The 14,282-nt window shown below is 70.7% G+C and carries 13 protein-coding genes; 12 read left to right on the forward strand and 1 reads right to left on the reverse strand.

The features are described 5' to 3' along the window. Nucleotides 1-46: 46 nt before the first annotated feature. Nucleotides 47-712 carry an acVLRF1 family peptidyl-tRNA hydrolase gene (locus BMW85_RS28435; RefSeq protein WP_091087348.1) on the forward strand — a complete coding sequence of 222 codons (666 nt, stop codon included), beginning with the start codon at nt 47-49 and terminating at the stop codon, nt 710-712. A 233-nt stretch (nt 713-945) separates the two neighbouring features. Here BMW85_RS28435 and BMW85_RS28440 read toward each other — a convergent pair whose 3' ends face one another. Next, complete coding sequence (locus tag BMW85_RS28440; protein ID WP_091087351.1) at nt 946-1,770, reverse strand: NAD(P)H-binding protein; 825 nt, start codon at nt 1,768-1,770, stop codon at nt 946-948. 100 nt (nt 1,771-1,870) lie between these two features. On the opposite strand from BMW85_RS28440, the gene BMW85_RS28445 reads away from it, so the two are divergent. The 11 genes from BMW85_RS28445 to BMW85_RS28495 all read left to right on the forward strand — a co-directional run bounded on the left by BMW85_RS28445 (nt 1,871) and on the right by BMW85_RS28495 (nt 14,229). After that, nucleotides 1,871-2,446, forward strand: a complete 576-nt coding sequence (locus BMW85_RS28445) for a TetR/AcrR family transcriptional regulator (RefSeq protein ID WP_091087354.1) — start codon at nt 1,871-1,873, stop codon at nt 2,444-2,446. Between the two features lie 135 nt (nt 2,447-2,581). Further along, nucleotides 2,582-3,601 carry a LacI family DNA-binding transcriptional regulator gene (locus tag BMW85_RS28450; RefSeq protein WP_091087356.1) on the forward strand — a complete coding sequence of 340 codons (1,020 nt, stop codon included), beginning with the start codon at nt 2,582-2,584 and terminating at the stop codon, nt 3,599-3,601. Nucleotides 3,602-3,837: 236 nt separating this feature from the next. Beyond that, nucleotides 3,838-4,467, forward strand: a complete 630-nt coding sequence (locus BMW85_RS28455; RefSeq protein WP_245775120.1) for a YesL family protein — start codon at nt 3,838-3,840, stop codon at nt 4,465-4,467. Between the two features lie 119 nt (nt 4,468-4,586). Next, nucleotides 4,587-6,020 (forward strand): extracellular solute-binding protein, encoded by a 1,434-nt coding sequence (locus BMW85_RS28460; protein ID WP_091087358.1) that lies wholly within the window; start codon nt 4,587-4,589, stop codon nt 6,018-6,020. A gap of 73 nt (nt 6,021-6,093) precedes the next feature. Beyond that, nucleotides 6,094-7,071 carry an ABC transporter permease gene (locus BMW85_RS28465; protein ID WP_091087360.1) on the forward strand — a complete coding sequence of 326 codons (978 nt, stop codon included), beginning with the start codon at nt 6,094-6,096 and terminating at the stop codon, nt 7,069-7,071. Nucleotides 7,072-7,081: 10 nt separating this feature from the next. Beyond that, nucleotides 7,082-7,993: a carbohydrate ABC transporter permease gene (locus tag BMW85_RS28470; RefSeq protein WP_091087362.1), complete on the forward strand. Its 912-nt coding sequence runs from the start codon at nt 7,082-7,084 to the stop codon at nt 7,991-7,993. Beyond that, complete coding sequence (locus BMW85_RS28475) at nt 7,990-8,610, forward strand: rhamnogalacturonan acetylesterase (RefSeq protein WP_091087364.1); 621 nt, start codon at nt 7,990-7,992, stop codon at nt 8,608-8,610. The genes BMW85_RS28470 and BMW85_RS28475 overlap by 4 nt, the downstream gene beginning before the upstream one ends. Next, entirely contained in the window at nt 8,607-11,180 is a 2,574-nt protein-coding gene (locus BMW85_RS28480; RefSeq protein ID WP_091087366.1) for an exo-rhamnogalacturonan lyase family protein, read from the forward strand. Before BMW85_RS28475 ends, BMW85_RS28480 begins: the two co-directional genes overlap by 4 nt. Nucleotides 11,181-11,351: 171 nt before the next feature. Further along, nucleotides 11,352-12,950: an ABC-F family ATP-binding cassette domain-containing protein gene (locus tag BMW85_RS28485; RefSeq protein WP_091087368.1), complete on the forward strand. Its 1,599-nt coding sequence runs from the start codon at nt 11,352-11,354 to the stop codon at nt 12,948-12,950. Nucleotides 12,951-13,063: 113 nt separating this feature from the next. Beyond that, nucleotides 13,064-13,279 (forward strand): helix-turn-helix domain-containing protein, encoded by a 216-nt coding sequence (locus tag BMW85_RS28490; protein WP_020547488.1) that lies wholly within the window; start codon nt 13,064-13,066, stop codon nt 13,277-13,279. A gap of 125 nt (nt 13,280-13,404) precedes the next feature. Continuing rightward, nucleotides 13,405-14,229, forward strand: coding sequence for an enoyl-CoA hydratase/isomerase family protein (locus tag BMW85_RS28495; RefSeq protein WP_177240927.1), 825 nt, complete (start codon nt 13,405-13,407; stop codon nt 14,227-14,229). Nucleotides 14,230-14,282 lie beyond the last annotated feature (53 nt).

The following is a 14,282-nucleotide window of genomic DNA, read 5'->3' on the forward strand; positions in this document are numbered from 1 at the left end:
CATCCCCGGCCCCGTCGCCCGGGAGCTGTCGGCTAGCCTTCGAGGCATGAGCGGGCGTCCGGCTAAGGGTGGGGGCCGGTGGGTGGTGGTGCCGCCGGGGCGGGTGCATCCGTGGATCGACGGGTTCGCCGAGCGGCACGGGCCCTTCACGGCGAGCGGCGACGGGCACGTGGTCCGGCTGCGGGCCCGCGACGGCGCCCTGGCCGAGCTGCACGTGCCGTTCCCGCCGATGGCCGCCGGGCCGCCGCACGTCAGCGGGCTCGTCGCGCACGTACGGGCCGAGCGCCGGGTGGGGGTGTTCCTCGTCCGGCTCGGCGGCTACGCGGCCGGCGTCTTCCACGGCGACGAGCTGCTGGCCTCGAAGGTCGGCTCGCGGCTGGTCCAGGGGCGTACGGCGGCGGGGGGCTGGTCGCAGCAGCGCTTCGCCCGGCGGCGGCGCAACCAGGCGAGCCGGGCCGGCGACGACGCCGTTGAGACGGCGGTGCGGGTGCTGTCGCCGCACCTGGGGGAGCTGGAGGCCGTCGTGCTCGGGGGCGACCGGCGGGCGATGGACGCGCTGCGCCGCGACCGGCGGCTCGCGCCCCTGCTGGCACTGGAAGCCCAGCCGTTCCTCGTGGTGCCCGACCCACGGCTTGCCGTACTCCGCGACACCCCGGCCACCTTCCGCGCAGTCCGCGTCCGAGTGGTAGACCACGAACCTCCGCCCGCTTGAGCCTCCGTTCCCGTCTGGGACTGCCGCGTTCTGGGGCGGCCCAGTCTGGGAGGGTCCCGTGGAGTGGGCCTCGCCTGGGGGGCTGCCTGAGCCGGTCGCCTGGGGTGGTCCGTCCGGGGTCCATTTCCCAGCGCACCCGCTTGAGGAGACCCGCCTGAGTCGGCCTACCTGAAGTGGCCGGCCCGAGGTGGTCCGCCTGGGTCCACCCCATCCCAGCCCGCCACCCGCGTGCGTCAGGGCGTCGTTGTGAAGGTGGTTCGGTGGTCGGTGAGGAAGTCGTCCAGGGTGCGGGGCGGTCGGCCGGTGATGGCCTCGACCTCGGTCGTGGTGGGCGCCCAGCGGCCGTCGCCCGTCTCGGCCATCAGCGCGGCCAGGTCCGTGGCGAACGGCGCCGGCATGCCCTGTCGCTCCAGGTGGGCGGCCATCTTGGGCACCGGGAGGTCCACGTACCGGATGGGACGGCCGAGGGCGGCGCTGACGCGTTCGGCGATGCGCTCGTGCGGCAGCGACTCGGGCCCGGTGAGCACGTGGTCGCGCCCCGGCCCGGCCGGGCGGGTGAGCAGCGCGGCGGCCACGTCGGCGATGTCCCTGGCGTCGATGTAGTTGACCGGTCCCGGCCCGTACGAGCCGTACATGCGCCCGTCCCGGACCTCGCCCGGCAGGTTCTGCATGAACCCGGTCGGCTGCAGGATCGCGTACGGCACGCCGGACGCCCGCAGGTGCTCGTCCACCTCGCCGTGCATGCCACCCCCGAGCAGCCCTCCGGGACGGGCACCCCGTACGGAGACCGTGACCACCTGGGCGACGCCCGCCCGCGCCGCGAGGTCGATGACGGCCCGGTGGGCCGAGGCGAAGCCGGGCCAGAGCGAGCTGTTGAGAAACAGCCGGTCGCCGGGCGACAGCAACGCGCCGATGGTCTCGGGCCGCTCGAGGTCGGCGAGCGCGTACGGGCACGGCAGGTCGGCGGGCCGGCGGACGGCGGCGAGCACGTCGTGCCCGGCCAGCTGCCCGGCCAGTGCCCGCCCGATGGTGCCCGTGGCCCCGGTGATGACGATCATGAGGTCTCCTAAGCGGACGATCAGATTCCGGTTGGCCGCACGGTACACTAACCGGAATCTGATCGTCCACTTGATCGACCGGAGGAGAGGGGAGACGCCGGTGCGCGCCGACGCGAGGCGAAACCTGGGCCGGATCGTCGAGGCCGCCGCCGCCGTCCTGGCCGAGCGCGGCGTCAACGCGCCCATGGAGGTCATCGCCCGGCGCGCGGGGGTCGGCGTCGGCACCCTCTACCGCCGCTTCCCCGACCGCCAGGCCCTGCTCGCCGCCGTCGGCGACCACTACGTGCACAGCATGGCGGAGGCCCTCGACCAGGCCGCGGACGAGGCGGCCGACGCCTGGAGCGCGATCCGCGCCTTCGTCTCCTGGGCGGCCGAGCCGGGCCGGGCCGCGCTCGCGACCGCCCTGGCCGCGCTGCCCGACGAGGCGTACACCGGCAGGGACGGGTTCGCGCGGACGCGGGACGGCTGGCTGGAGCGGTTCGGCGAGCTCGTGGGCCGGGCGCAGGAGGACGGCGCGATGCGCCGGGACGTCGGCGTCGAGGACCTCGTCCACCTGCTGAACGTCTTCACCTGCCACCCCGACCGGCTGCCCGCCCCCGTCGCCGCCGACCCCGGCCGTTACCTGCGGCTCATGCTGGACGGCATGAGGGCGGAGGGGGCGACCGTGCCCCTGTGACCGTTTTGAGCTATTGAGACGATTCAAAAGAATCTTGACCCCGGCTATGATGGGCCGAGTTCACCGTGGAGCTCCGTACGCGGACCACGTGAGAGCGGCGAATCATGCACCCGCAGCACGGCCTCGTGAGGATCGATGGCGACCAGGAACATCAAGGAGGTCGCGCAGCTGGCGCGCGTCTCCGTGGGGACGGTGAGCAACGTGCTCAACCGCCCGGAGATCGTGTCACCGGCCACCCGCGAACGCGTCTTCGACGCGATCAAGAAACTCGGGTTCGTCCGCAACGAGGTGGCCCGCCACCTGCGGGTGGGCCGCAGCAGGACGGTCGGCCTCGTCGTGCTCGACGTGGCCAACCCCTTCTTCGTGGACGTGGCCCAGGGCGCCGAGTCGGTCGCCGAGGACCACGACACGATGGTGGTGCTGTGCAACAGCGCCGGCGACCCCGGCCGCGAGCGCCGCCACCTCGACCAGCTCGAACAGCAGCGGGTGATGGGCATCCTCATCACCCCGGTCGAGGCGGAGAACCCATGGCTGGAGGAGCTGGCCGCGCGCGGCACGCCGGTCGTGCTGGTCGACAGCCCGGCCACCGGGCTGCAGTGCTCGGTGGCGGTCGACGACCGGCTCGGCGGGCAGCTCGCCGGGGCCCACCTCGTCGAGCGCGGGCACCGGCGCGTGATGTTCGCCGGCGGCCCGATGTCGGTCAAACAGGTGGCCGACCGGCACGCGGGCGCCGAGGCGGCGATCGCCGCCACCGGCGGCGCCGTCGAGCTGCTGACCTGTACCGCGCCCGCGCTGACCGTGGCCGGCGGGCGGGCCATCGGGGAACGGGTGGCGGCGCTGCCGCCGGACGAGCGGCCCACGGCCGCCTTCTGCGCCAACGACATGATGGCCCTCGGCTTCCTGCAGGCGATGGCCGCGCACGGGCTGCGCGTGCCCGAGGACCTGGCCATCATCGGCTACGACGACATCGACTTCGCCGCGGCGGCGGCCGTGCCGCTGTCGTCCGTCAGGCAGCCGCGCGAACTGCTCGGCCGCACCGCCATCGACCTGCTGCTCGAAGAGGTGGCCGACCCTGAGCAGCACCGGCACAGGCAGGTCATCTTCCAGCCGGACCTGGTGATCAGGGAGTCGAGCGCCCCGCGCCGCGATCCCTGACGCCCGCCCCCGGTCACGGCCTCTCGCGCGCGCGACGGGCCGCGTCCGCGCATGCCCGTACGGCCCCCCGCCCTCACGACGAGGACCCGAATCTCCGCGAATCTCGTCATTGACTTTGAGTCGATTCAACACTAATTTCGCACCAACCGCCGTTCACTCCCGTGTAACCGGGCAGGAACGGCGGCGCAACAGCCCACCCCCGTGTCGGGGCGGATGCCACGAGAAGGTGGTGCCGGATGACTCGTCCCGCCATGTCGATCAGAATCCAAGCTGCCTGCTCAGAGGCCATCTGGGCGGTCCGGCTCAACCTGATGTGGCTCGTGTTCACCCTCGCAGGAGGGGTGGTGCTCGGGCTCGGGCCCGCCACCGTGGCCGCCTACACCCTGGCCCGGAGACACGCTCGTTATGAATCGTTTCAGGCTTGGCGCGAATTCTGGGGCGTCTACCGGCGCGAGTTCGTCCGGGCCTCGCTGCTGGTCCTGCCTCTGGCGGTGGCCGGCGTCCTGCTCGTCGGCAACTATCTGTACCTGTCCGCGCTCGGCCCCGGCATGGGGGCGATGCGGATCGCGACCCTCGTGGCGCTCGTCGCACTGGCCGGTGCGGGAGCCTACGTGGGCCCGCTCTACGCGCATCACGACCTGCCGCTGTGGGCGTACGTGCCCAAGGCGGTCCACCTGGCGCTCATGCGCCCGGCCTCGTCCGTGCTGCTGCTGCTCGTGCTCTCCGCCATCGCCTTCGCGACCTCGGCGGCGCCCGTCCTCGCCCCGTTGATCAGCTTCGGCGCGTGGATCCATCTCAACACGTGGCTCTGCCTGCGCTTCTTCGAGGAGAACGAGGCGCGCCTGCATTCGAAAGGGAACTCATGAGCGCATCCCGTCGCCGGCGGCTCCTCGCCGGCGTGTTAACGGTAACGGCTGCTCTCACCGCTTCGGCCTGCTCGGGCGGCGGGGAGGCGCCTCAGTCCGACCCGAACACGATCACGTTCATGTCGAAGCTGTTCGGCACCGCGCCCGACCCGAAGGGTGAGCTGCAGCAGGCCGTCGAGAAGTTCCTCGGCAAGAAGCTGCAGATCACCTGGGTGCCCAACGCCGAGTACACCGACAAGCTCAACGTCACCCTGGCCTCGGACAACCTCCCGCAGGTCATGGTGGTCGACCCGCACCTGCCGGCGTTCGTGAAGTCCGCTCAGGCCGGGGCGTTCTGGGACCTGACCGACAAGCTCGACAAATATCCGAACCTCAAGCCCGCCGACGAGCGGAGCGCGCTCAACTCCTCGATCAACGGCCGGATCTTCGGCCTCTACCGGATGCGGCCCCTGCTGCGCTCGGCGATCGTCATCCGCAAGGACTGGCTGGACAAGCTGGGCCTGAAGCTGCCCGAGTCGGTCGACGACCTCTACGACGTCGCCAAGGCGTTCACCGAGAAGGACCCCGACGGCAACGGCAAGAACGACACCTACGGCCTCATCATCCCGAAATGGCCGGGCAACTACGCCAGCGCCAGCCCGTACGACGTGATCGAGACCTGGTTCGGCGCCCCCAACGGCTGGGGCGAGCGCGACGGCAAGATCGTCCCCGGCTTCGACACCCCCGAGTTCCTCGACGCCAACCGCTGGCTGAAGAAGATGGTGGACGGCGGGATGATCAACCCCGACTTCGCCACGCTCGACACCGCCAAGTGGAACGAGCCGTTCCACCAGGGCAAGGGCGGCATGATCATCGACGTCAACATCCGCTCCCGCCAGGTCCTCGACCTGTTCTACCAGGAGGACAAGGAGAACTACGGCGACAAGGTCGCCATGGTCGGCAACCTCAAGCGCTCCGACGGCCAGAAGTTCTCCTACCCGTTCACCGGCTACGCCGACGTCCTCGCGATCTCCAAGCAGAGCGTGCGCACCGAGCAGGACCTCGACAACGTGCTGAAGACCCTGGACAAGCTGGCCACCAAGGAGGGCCAGAACCTGGTCACCAACGGCATCGAGGGCCGCAACTACAAGGTCGAGAACGGCGACACCGCCGCGCTCATCAACGAGGACGACCCGGCCGTCAAGGTCATCCAGGACAACGCCGACGACGCCTTCATCCAGCTCAGCACCAAGGGCACCGTCGACATCGGCGGCATCGCCTACCAGCGGGTGCCGTCGGGGAAGCCGTACCAGGACATGCTCACGCTGCAGAAGCAGCTCATGGAGGAGGACCTCAAGACGGCGGTGCACAACGCGGCGCTGCCCGTGGTCTCCGACACCGCCGTCGCGCGCGGCCCGCAGATCGACACGATCGTCCCCGACGCGCGGATCAAGTTCCTGTCAGGCGCGATCACCGAGGACCAGCTCAAGGGCGAGATCAAGCGCTGGTACGACAGCGGCGGCGCCCAGGTGACGACCGAGATCAACGACCTCGTCAAGAAGCTCGGCCAGTAGCGGCCGCCCGACCCCGCCCGAGAGCCCCGGGGGCCCTGCCGCCCCCGGGCTCTCCCACGAAAGGAGGCCGCTCGTGGCCACCGACCTGGCGGCGCCTCCCGGGAAGGCGGCGCCCAAGGAGAGCCGGAAAGGCGCCGCCAAGGTGCCGCTCCGCACCGCGGTAGGCCGCTACCGCTGGCTCTACCTGATGCTCGTCCCCGGCGTCGCGTACTTCGTGATCTTCAAGTACCTGCCGATGTACGGGCTGACGATCGCCTTCCAGGACTTCCTGCCCTTCCTCGGCTACTCCGGCAGCCCCTGGGTCGGGCTCAAGCACTTCGAGGAGCTGTTCGCCGGACCCGACTTCGGCCGGCTGATGTTCAACACGCTCCTGCTGGCGCTGCTGCACATCCTGTTCGTCTTCCCCGCGCCCATCATCGTCGCGCTGCTGCTCAACGAGGTGCGGGTCGGCTTTCTCAAGCGTTCGGTGCAGTCGCTCATCTACATCCCGCACTTCCTGTCCTGGACGATCGTCGCGTCGCTGACGTACGTGCTGTTCGCGGCGGACTTCGGCGTGCTCGCCGGCTGGATGCGCGAGCTCCTGGGCGACACCGCCAAGATCGACTACATGGCGCAGGAGGAGTGGTTCAGACCGCTGATCATCCTCCAGCAGCTCTGGAAGCAGACCGGCTGGGGCACGATCATCTACCTGGCCGCGCTGGCCGGTGTGGACCCCAACCTGTACGAGGCCGCCCGCATGGACGGCGCGGGCCGCTTCCGCCAGCTCTGGCACGTCACGCTGCCCGCCATCCGCCCCACGGTCGTGGTCATGGCGATCCTCGCCTCCGGCAACCTGCTCGACTCGGGCTTCGAGCAGATCTGGCTGATGACCACCTCGCTGAACCGCTCGGTCGCCGACGTGTTCGACACCTACGTCTACTACGCCGGCATCACCCAGGGCGCGATCAGCTACTCCACCGCCGTCGGCCTGTTCAAGGGCGTGGCCGGCGTCATCCTGATCTTCGGCTCGAACTGGCTGGCCAAGCGCCTCGGCCAGCGTGGACTGTTCTGAGGAGCCCGGCATGGCCACCATCACCAAGACCAAGAAAGCCGGCCTCCCGGTGGGGAACGAGGCCGGGCTCGGCAGCCGGGTGTTCGACACGCTCAACGTGATCGTGCTCGTCGGCCTGGCGGCGATCACGGTGCTGCCGCTGCTGTACGTGCTGGCCGGCTCGTTCGCCGGCGAGGCGGAGATCTCCTCCCGGCCGTTCTTCCTGTGGCCGGAGAAGTTCGTCACCGAGTCCTACGCGTACATCTTCGACACCCCCACCTTCCTGCGCGCGCTGCTCACCACCGTCGTCGTGACGGCGGTCGGCACGGTGGTGCAGGTGCTGCTGACCTTCACCATGGCCTACCCGCTGGCCAAGCGCTATCTGCCGGGCCGGACGCTGGTGCTCAACCTGGTCATCTTCACGATGGTCTTCTCCGGCGGCATGATCCCCACCTACCTGGTGGTGCGCGACCTCGGGCTGCTCGACAGCTATTGGGCGCTGATCCTGCCGCTGGCGATCAACCCGTTCTACCTGATCATCGTCAAGAGCTTCTTCCAGGAGCTGCCGCAGGCGCTGGAGGAGGCGGCGCGCATCGACGGCTGCAACGAGATGGGCGTCTTCTTCAAGATCGTCCTGCCGCTGTCCAAGCCGATCATCGCCACGTTCTCGCTGTTCTACGCGGTGGCGATCTGGAACGACTACATGTCGCCGCTGCTCTACATCAACGACCCGAGCAAGTGGACGATGCAGATCCTGGTGCGCCAGCTCACCAGCACCGACGCCGCCAACGCGCTCGCCCAGATGGACCGCACGTGGGTGCCGCCCGAGCAGGGGCTGAAGTTCGCCGTCGTGGTGATCGCGACGCTGCCGATCCTGCTGTTCTACCCGTTCCTGCAGAAGCACTTCGCCAAGGGCGTGCTGCTGGGAGGCGTCAAGGAGTGACCGTCACCGTGCTGCTGGCGGGGGACTCGACGGTCGCCTCCTGCCCGGCCGCCGAGGCGCCCATGTCGGGCTGGGGCGCCCAGCTCGGCGCCCGCCTCGGCCTGCCGGTGCGCAACTTCGCCAAGGGCGGCGCCACCACGGCCAGCCACCGGGCCGAGGGGCTGTGGGCGGCGCTGCTGCGCGAGGCCGTCCCCGGTGACCTGGTCGTCCTGCAGTTCGGGCACAACGACCAGAAGGAGCCGGAGCTGCCGTACCGGGAGAACCTGCGGGCCTTCGTCGCGGAGGCGCGCGCCGCGGGGGCGCGGCCCGTGCTGTGCACGCCCGTGCAGCGCCGCCGCTGGGCGGGCGGCCGGCTCGTCCCCACGCACGGCGGCTACCCCGGCCAGGTCCGCGAGCTGGCCGCCGCCGAGGGCGTGCCGCTCGTCGACCTGACCGCGGCCACCACCGCCCTGTACGAACGGCTCGGCCCCGAGGGGTCGAAAGCCCTGTTCACGCACTTCCCGCCCGGCGTGCACCCCCTCTACCCGGGCGGCGTCGCCGACGACACCCACTTCTGCTTCCGCGGCGCCGACGAGGTGGCCGCGATCGTCGCCGAGCGACTGAAGGAGATCTCATGACCGCGCTGCGCTGGCTGGACCGACCGGGCGACCAGGGGGTGGCCTGGGGCGTGCCCTGGCCGAGGGGGACGGTCGCGCCGGGGACGCCGTTCGCGCTGAGCGACGACGCCGGCCGCGAGGTGCCCGTGCAGAGCTGGGTGAGCGCCACCTGGCCGGACGGCTCGGTCAAGTGGTCCGCGCACGCCGCCGGCGCCGGCCCCGCCGCCCGGGAGTACCGCCTGGAGCCCGGCCGCGAGCCCGCCGCGCTGTCCACCCCCGTCACCGTCACCCGCGAGGCCGGCGCCCTGGTCGTCGCCACCGGCGTCGTCACCTGGACGGTCGAGGAGAGCGGCGGCACGCTCGCCCGCTCGGTCGCCCGCGACGGGCGCGAGATCGCCAGGGACGTGCGCCTGGTCAGCCTGCGCCAGGCCGGCCCCACCCCCGACGAGGGCGCCGCCCCGCCCCGCGAGCGGCGCACCGGCCTGGTCGAACGGGTGACGGTCGAGCAGGACGGCCCGGTGCGGGCGGTGCTCAGGCTGGACGGGCGGCACGGGGACTGGCTGCCGTTCACGGTCCGGCTGTACTTCCACGCCGGGGCCGAGGACGTGCGGATCACGCACACGTTCGTCTGGGACGGCGACCCGGAGCGGGACTTCCTGGCCGGCCTCGGCCTGCGCGCCGACGTCGTCATGCGCGACGAGCCGCACGACCGGCACGTACGCCTGGCCGGCCCCGACGGCTTCCTCACCGAGGCCGTGCGCGGCCTCACCGGGCTGCGCCTCGACCCCGGCGAGCGGGTCCGCCGCGACCAGGTCGCCGGGCTGCCCTGCGGCGAGATCGCCCCCGAGGTCGCGAGCCGCCTGCACCTCGTCCCCGCCTGGAACGACTACACCCTCGACCAGTCCTCCGCCGACGGCTTCACGCTGCGCAAGCGCACCGGCGAGGGCTGCTCCTGGGTGACGATCCCGTCGGGCACCCGCTCGGCCGGCTACGGCTACGTCGGCGGCGTGAGCGGCGGCCTCGGCTTCGGGCTGCGCGACTTCTGGCGGCTGCACCCCACCCGGCTCGACGTCAGGAACGCGGCCACCGGCCTCGCCACGGCGACCGTCTGGCTGTGGTCGCCCTCCGCCCCCGCCATGGACCTGCGCTTCTACCACGACGGCATGGGCCAGGACACCTTCGAGGAGCAGCTCGAAGGTCTGGAGATCACCTACGAGGACTACGAGCCGGGCTTCGGCGATCCGCGGGGCATCGCGCGTACGCACGAGCTGACCCTGCGCGCCCTCGCCGCCACGCCGCCCGCCGCCGACCTCGCCGCCTTCGCCGCCGCCATGAACGAGCCCGCCCTGCTGACCGCCACGCCGGCGCGGCTGCGCGAGGCGGGCGTGCTCGGCGTCTGGGAGCTGCCTGACCGCTCCACGCCGGCCCGCGCCGAGATCGAGGACCGCCTCGACTTCCTGTTCGACCTGTACGTCCGCGAACGCGAGCAACGCCGCTGGTACGGCTTCTGGGACTACGGCGACGTCATGCACACCTACGACCCCGACCGCCACACCTGGCGCTACGACGTGGGCGGCTACGCCTGGGACAACTCGGAGCTGTCGCCGGACCTGTGGCTGTGGCTGCAGTACCTGCGCACCGGCCGCGCCGACGTCTTCCGCTTCGCCGAGGCCATGACCCGCCACACCGGCGAGGTCGACGTCTACCACCTCGGCCGCTGGAAGGGCCTCGGCAGCCGGCACAACGTGCAGCACTGGGGGTGCAGCTGCAAGCAGGTCCGCATCTCCAACGCCGCCTACCGCCGCTTCCACCACTACCTGACCGCCGACGAGCGCTCCGGCGACCTCATGGACGAGCTGAGCGCGCCGGAGGAGACGTTCACGGCCGTCGATCCGCAGCGCAAGGTCCGCGAGGACGTCTACACGCCCGACCCGTCGGCGCTGTCGGTAGGGCTCGGCACCGACTGGGGCGCGCTCGCCGCCGCCTGGCTGACCCGCTGGGAGCGGCACGGCGACGAGCGGGCCAGGGACCGGCTGCTCGGCACGATGGGCGACATCGCGGCGATGCCGCGCAGGTTCCTGACCGGCGAGGCCAGGATGGACCTCGCCACCGGCCGCTTCGACACCTCGGTGGACAAGATCTCGATCTCGCATCTGTCGTCGCTGTTCGGGCTGCCGGAGATCTGCGCCGAGCTCATCGCCCTGGTGGACGTGCCCGGCTTCGAGGACGCCTGGGTGGAGTACTGCCGGCTCTACCTCGCCACGCCCGAGGAGCAGGAGGCGGAGGTGGGGCGGCGGCTCGGCGGGATCTCGCTGATCCAGGCGCACAGCCGGCTGACGGCGTACGCGGCGGCGCGCACCGGGGACGCCCGGCTGGCCGCCTGGGCGTGGCGCAAGTTCGGCCGCGACGAGGGCGACCAGCTCAACACCAACCCGTTGCAGCGGCAGGAGAAGTGGGAGCTGACGACGGTGGACGGCCCGTCGGTGCCGGCCCCCGTGCGGGAGGCCCCGTTCGTCAGCACCAACAGCGCCGCGCAGTACGCCCTGGCGGCCATCCACAACCTGGCCCTGATCGGGGAGCGCCTGGACTGACAGGAGCGGCGGGAAGAGGCGAGGGCCGCCGGGCGTTAGGGAACGGCGGAGCGTCAAACCAGAGGTGGGGCTCCAGCGGGGAGCCCTACACTGATCGTATGCACACTCCCGATTGATCAGGCGTAGCACGCCCAAAACCCTCGTTTCCTAGCTCGGGAGTGTTCCGCCACCATGATCATCGCCAATGATATCGAGCTGCGCGCCGGCGCGCGCCTGCTCATCGAAAAAGCGTCATTCCGGGTCAACCCGGGCGACAAGATCGGGCTCGTCGGCCGCAACGGCGCCGGCAAGACCACACTGACCAAGGTGCTGGCCGGCGAGGCGCTGCCGGCCGCGGGCACCGTCACCACCAGCGGCGCGATCGGCTACCTGCCGCAGGACCCGCGCACCGGCGACCTGCAGGTGCTCGCCCGCGACCGCATCCTGTCCGCCAGGGGCCTCGACGAGGTGCTGCGCGAGCTGCGCGCGGCCGAGCTCGGCATGAGCTCGGCCGACGATCGCACCCGTGAGCGCGCGGTGCGCCGCTACGGCCGCCTGGAGGACCAGATGCACGTGCTCGGCGGCTATGCCGCCGAGTCGGAGGCGGCTTCGATCGCCTCCAGTCTCGGGCTGCCCGACCGGGTCCTCACCCAGCCACTGAAAACGCTTTCTGGCGGTCAGCGCAGGCGCGTGGAATTGGCCCGAATTCTTTTCAGCGGAGCGGAAACTCTCCTTCTGGACGAGCCGACAAACCACCTAGATGCGGACTCAATCGGCTGGCTTCGCGATTTTTTGCGCAGCCATCAAGGTGGCTTGGTGATCATCAGCCACGACGTCGGGCTTCTTGAAGCGACGGTCAACAAGGTCCTGCACCTCGACGCCAACCGGTCTGTGATCGATCACTACAACGTCGGCTGGACGGCCTACCTCGCCCAGCGCGAGACCGACGAGAAGCGCAGGAAGCGCGAGCGCGCCAACGCCGAGAAGCAGGCGGGCGCGTTGCTGGCGCAGGCCGACAAGATGCGCGCCAAGGCCACCAAGGCCAAGGCCGCCCAGGACATGATGCGCCGGGCGCACCGGCTGCTCGCCGGCACCGAGGAGGAGCGCCAGAGCGACAAGGTGGCGCGCCTGCGCTTCCCCGACCCCCAGCCGTGCGGTCGCACCCCGCTCACGGCCCAGGGCCTGTCGAAGTCCTACGGCTCACTCGAGGTCTTCACGGACGTGGACGTGGCCATCGACCGAGGTCACCGGGTCGTCATCCTCGGTCTCAACGGCGCGGGCAAGACCACCCTGCTGCGCCTGCTCGGCGGTCTGGAGACGCCCGACACCGGCGAGCTGCGGCCCGGCCACGGCCTCAAGGTCGGCTACTACGCCCAGGAGCACGAGACCCTCGACGCCGACCGCACGCTGCTGGAGAACATGCGCTCGGCCGGCGGCGAGTTCACCGACACCGAACTGCGCAAGGTGCTCGGCTCGTTCCTGTTCACCGGCGACGACGTCGACAAGCCGGCCGGCGTCCTGTCCGGTGGCGAGAAGACCCGGCTCGCCCTGGCCATGCTGGTGCTCTCCAGCGCCAACGTCCTCCTTCTCGACGAGCCCACGAACAACCTCGATCCCGTCTCCCGCGAGCAGGTTCTCAACGCTCTGAGGTCGTATTCAGGAGCGATCGTCCTAGTGACCCACGACGAGGGTGCCGTTGACGCCCTGTCACCGGATAGGGTGATCTTGCTACCGGACGGAACTGAAGACGCATGGAGCGACGAATTTTCCGATCTTGTGGCACTTGCCTGATCTTAATTTGAGTGGGTACGGATCTTTTCCCGTGGAGTAGGTAGCCGATCCCGCTGAAATGACTGATCATGGCGGAGTAACGCTGCGGAAGTCCGGCACTACAGGAGGTACTCGTGGCCGAGACACTGAAGAAGGGCACCCGGGTCACCGGGGCCGACCGGGAGAAACTGGCCGGCGACCTCAAGAAACGCTACGCCGCGGGTGAGAGCATCCGCGCCCTGGCCGCTTCGACCGGTCGGTCCTACGGGTTCATCCACCGCATCCTGAGCGAGTCCGGTGTGACTCTGCGCGGGCGCGGCGGGGCGACTCGAGGCAAGTCCAAGCGCTGACGGCCGCCTCGGAACGTGCGACCGCAGCCGCCCGTCCCTAGTCAGCCAGCCGTCGCGCCCGAGCCAGAACGATATTCTGTAGGCTCGGGCGCGACGGACAGCACTTCGGACCGGAGGAGTGGGCGATGGCGGAAGCTCAGGCGCGACAGCGCGGGGAGCACGCGGAGGACGTCTCTGCCGAGCGTTTGGCGGAGAGCGGGCTTCGCTTCGAGGTGGACGGTGAGATAGCGACGATCACGCTGGACCGGCCGGACAAGCGCAACGCGCAGACGTTCGCGACCTGGTCGGCGCTGGCGGCCATCGGCGACAACCTGCCCGAGCAGGTGCGCGTCGTCGTCGTGAAAGGTGAGGGACCGTCCTTCTCGGCAGGCATCGACCTGCGGATGTTCACCCCTGAGGGGGTGCCGGGTCAGGGCTCGTTCAGCTCGGTGGCCAGGTCCGGTGACACCGATTTCGAGCACAACATCAGAAAGGCTCAAGCCGGGTTCCTCTGGCTGCGCAGGCCGGAGATCGTTTCCATCGCCGCGGTGCACGGGCACGCCATCGGCGCGGGGTTCCAGCTCGCACTCTCCTGTGACCTGCGGATCGTCGCCGACGACGTCAAGTTCTGCATGAAGGAGCCGGCGCTCGGGCTCGTGCCCGACCTGACGGGGACCAAGCCCCTGGTCGAGCTGGTCGGCCTGGCCAAGGCGGTCGACATCTGCCTGACCGCCAGGATGGTGCACGCGGAGGAGGCCATGCGCATCGGCCTCGCCGAGCAGGTGGTCGCGCGGGACGACCTCGACCGGGCCGTGCGCGACAAGGCGGCGGAGCTGCTGTCCACCAACCGGGACGCGGCCGCCGCGACCAAGCGACTGCTCCAGGGAGCGCGGGCCCGCACCCTGGAGGAGCAGAGCATCGCCGAAGGGCTGGAGCAGGCCGTGCGCATCAAGACGCTCTTCGGAGGCTGACCTTCTCCGTGAAGTCCACTTCGTCCCCTCGTGGCATGATTTCGCGCTGAGCT

This window comes from Nonomuraea wenchangensis (assembly GCF_900111685.1).
Taxonomy (GTDB): domain Bacteria; phylum Actinomycetota; class Actinomycetes; order Streptosporangiales; family Streptosporangiaceae; genus Nonomuraea; species Nonomuraea wenchangensis.

Bases quoted from the DNA above. Each gene is read 5' to 3' on its own strand.
- BMW85_RS28435 (WP_091087348.1), top strand. From the start codon at position 47: ATGAGCGGGCGTCCGGCTAAGGGTGGGGGCCGGTGGGTGGTGGTGCCG.
- BMW85_RS28440 (WP_091087351.1), bottom strand. From the start codon at position 1,770: ATGATCGTCATCACCGGGGCCACGGGCACCATCGGGCGGGCACTGGCC.
- BMW85_RS28450 (WP_091087356.1), top strand. From the start codon at position 2,582: ATGGCGACCAGGAACATCAAGGAGGTCGCGCAGCTGGCGCGCGTCTCC.
- BMW85_RS28455 (WP_245775120.1), top strand. From the start codon at position 3,838: ATGACTCGTCCCGCCATGTCGATCAGAATCCAAGCTGCCTGCTCAGAG.
- BMW85_RS28460 (WP_091087358.1), top strand. From the start codon at position 4,587: ATGTCGAAGCTGTTCGGCACCGCGCCCGACCCGAAGGGTGAGCTGCAG.
- BMW85_RS28470 (WP_091087362.1), top strand. From the start codon at position 7,082: ATGGCCACCATCACCAAGACCAAGAAAGCCGGCCTCCCGGTGGGGAAC.
- BMW85_RS28480 (WP_091087366.1), top strand. From the start codon at position 8,607: ATGACCGCGCTGCGCTGGCTGGACCGACCGGGCGACCAGGGGGTGGCC.
- BMW85_RS28485 (WP_091087368.1), top strand. From the start codon at position 11,352: ATGATCATCGCCAATGATATCGAGCTGCGCGCCGGCGCGCGCCTGCTC.
- BMW85_RS28495 (WP_177240927.1), top strand. From the start codon at position 13,405: ATGGCGGAAGCTCAGGCGCGACAGCGCGGGGAGCACGCGGAGGACGTC.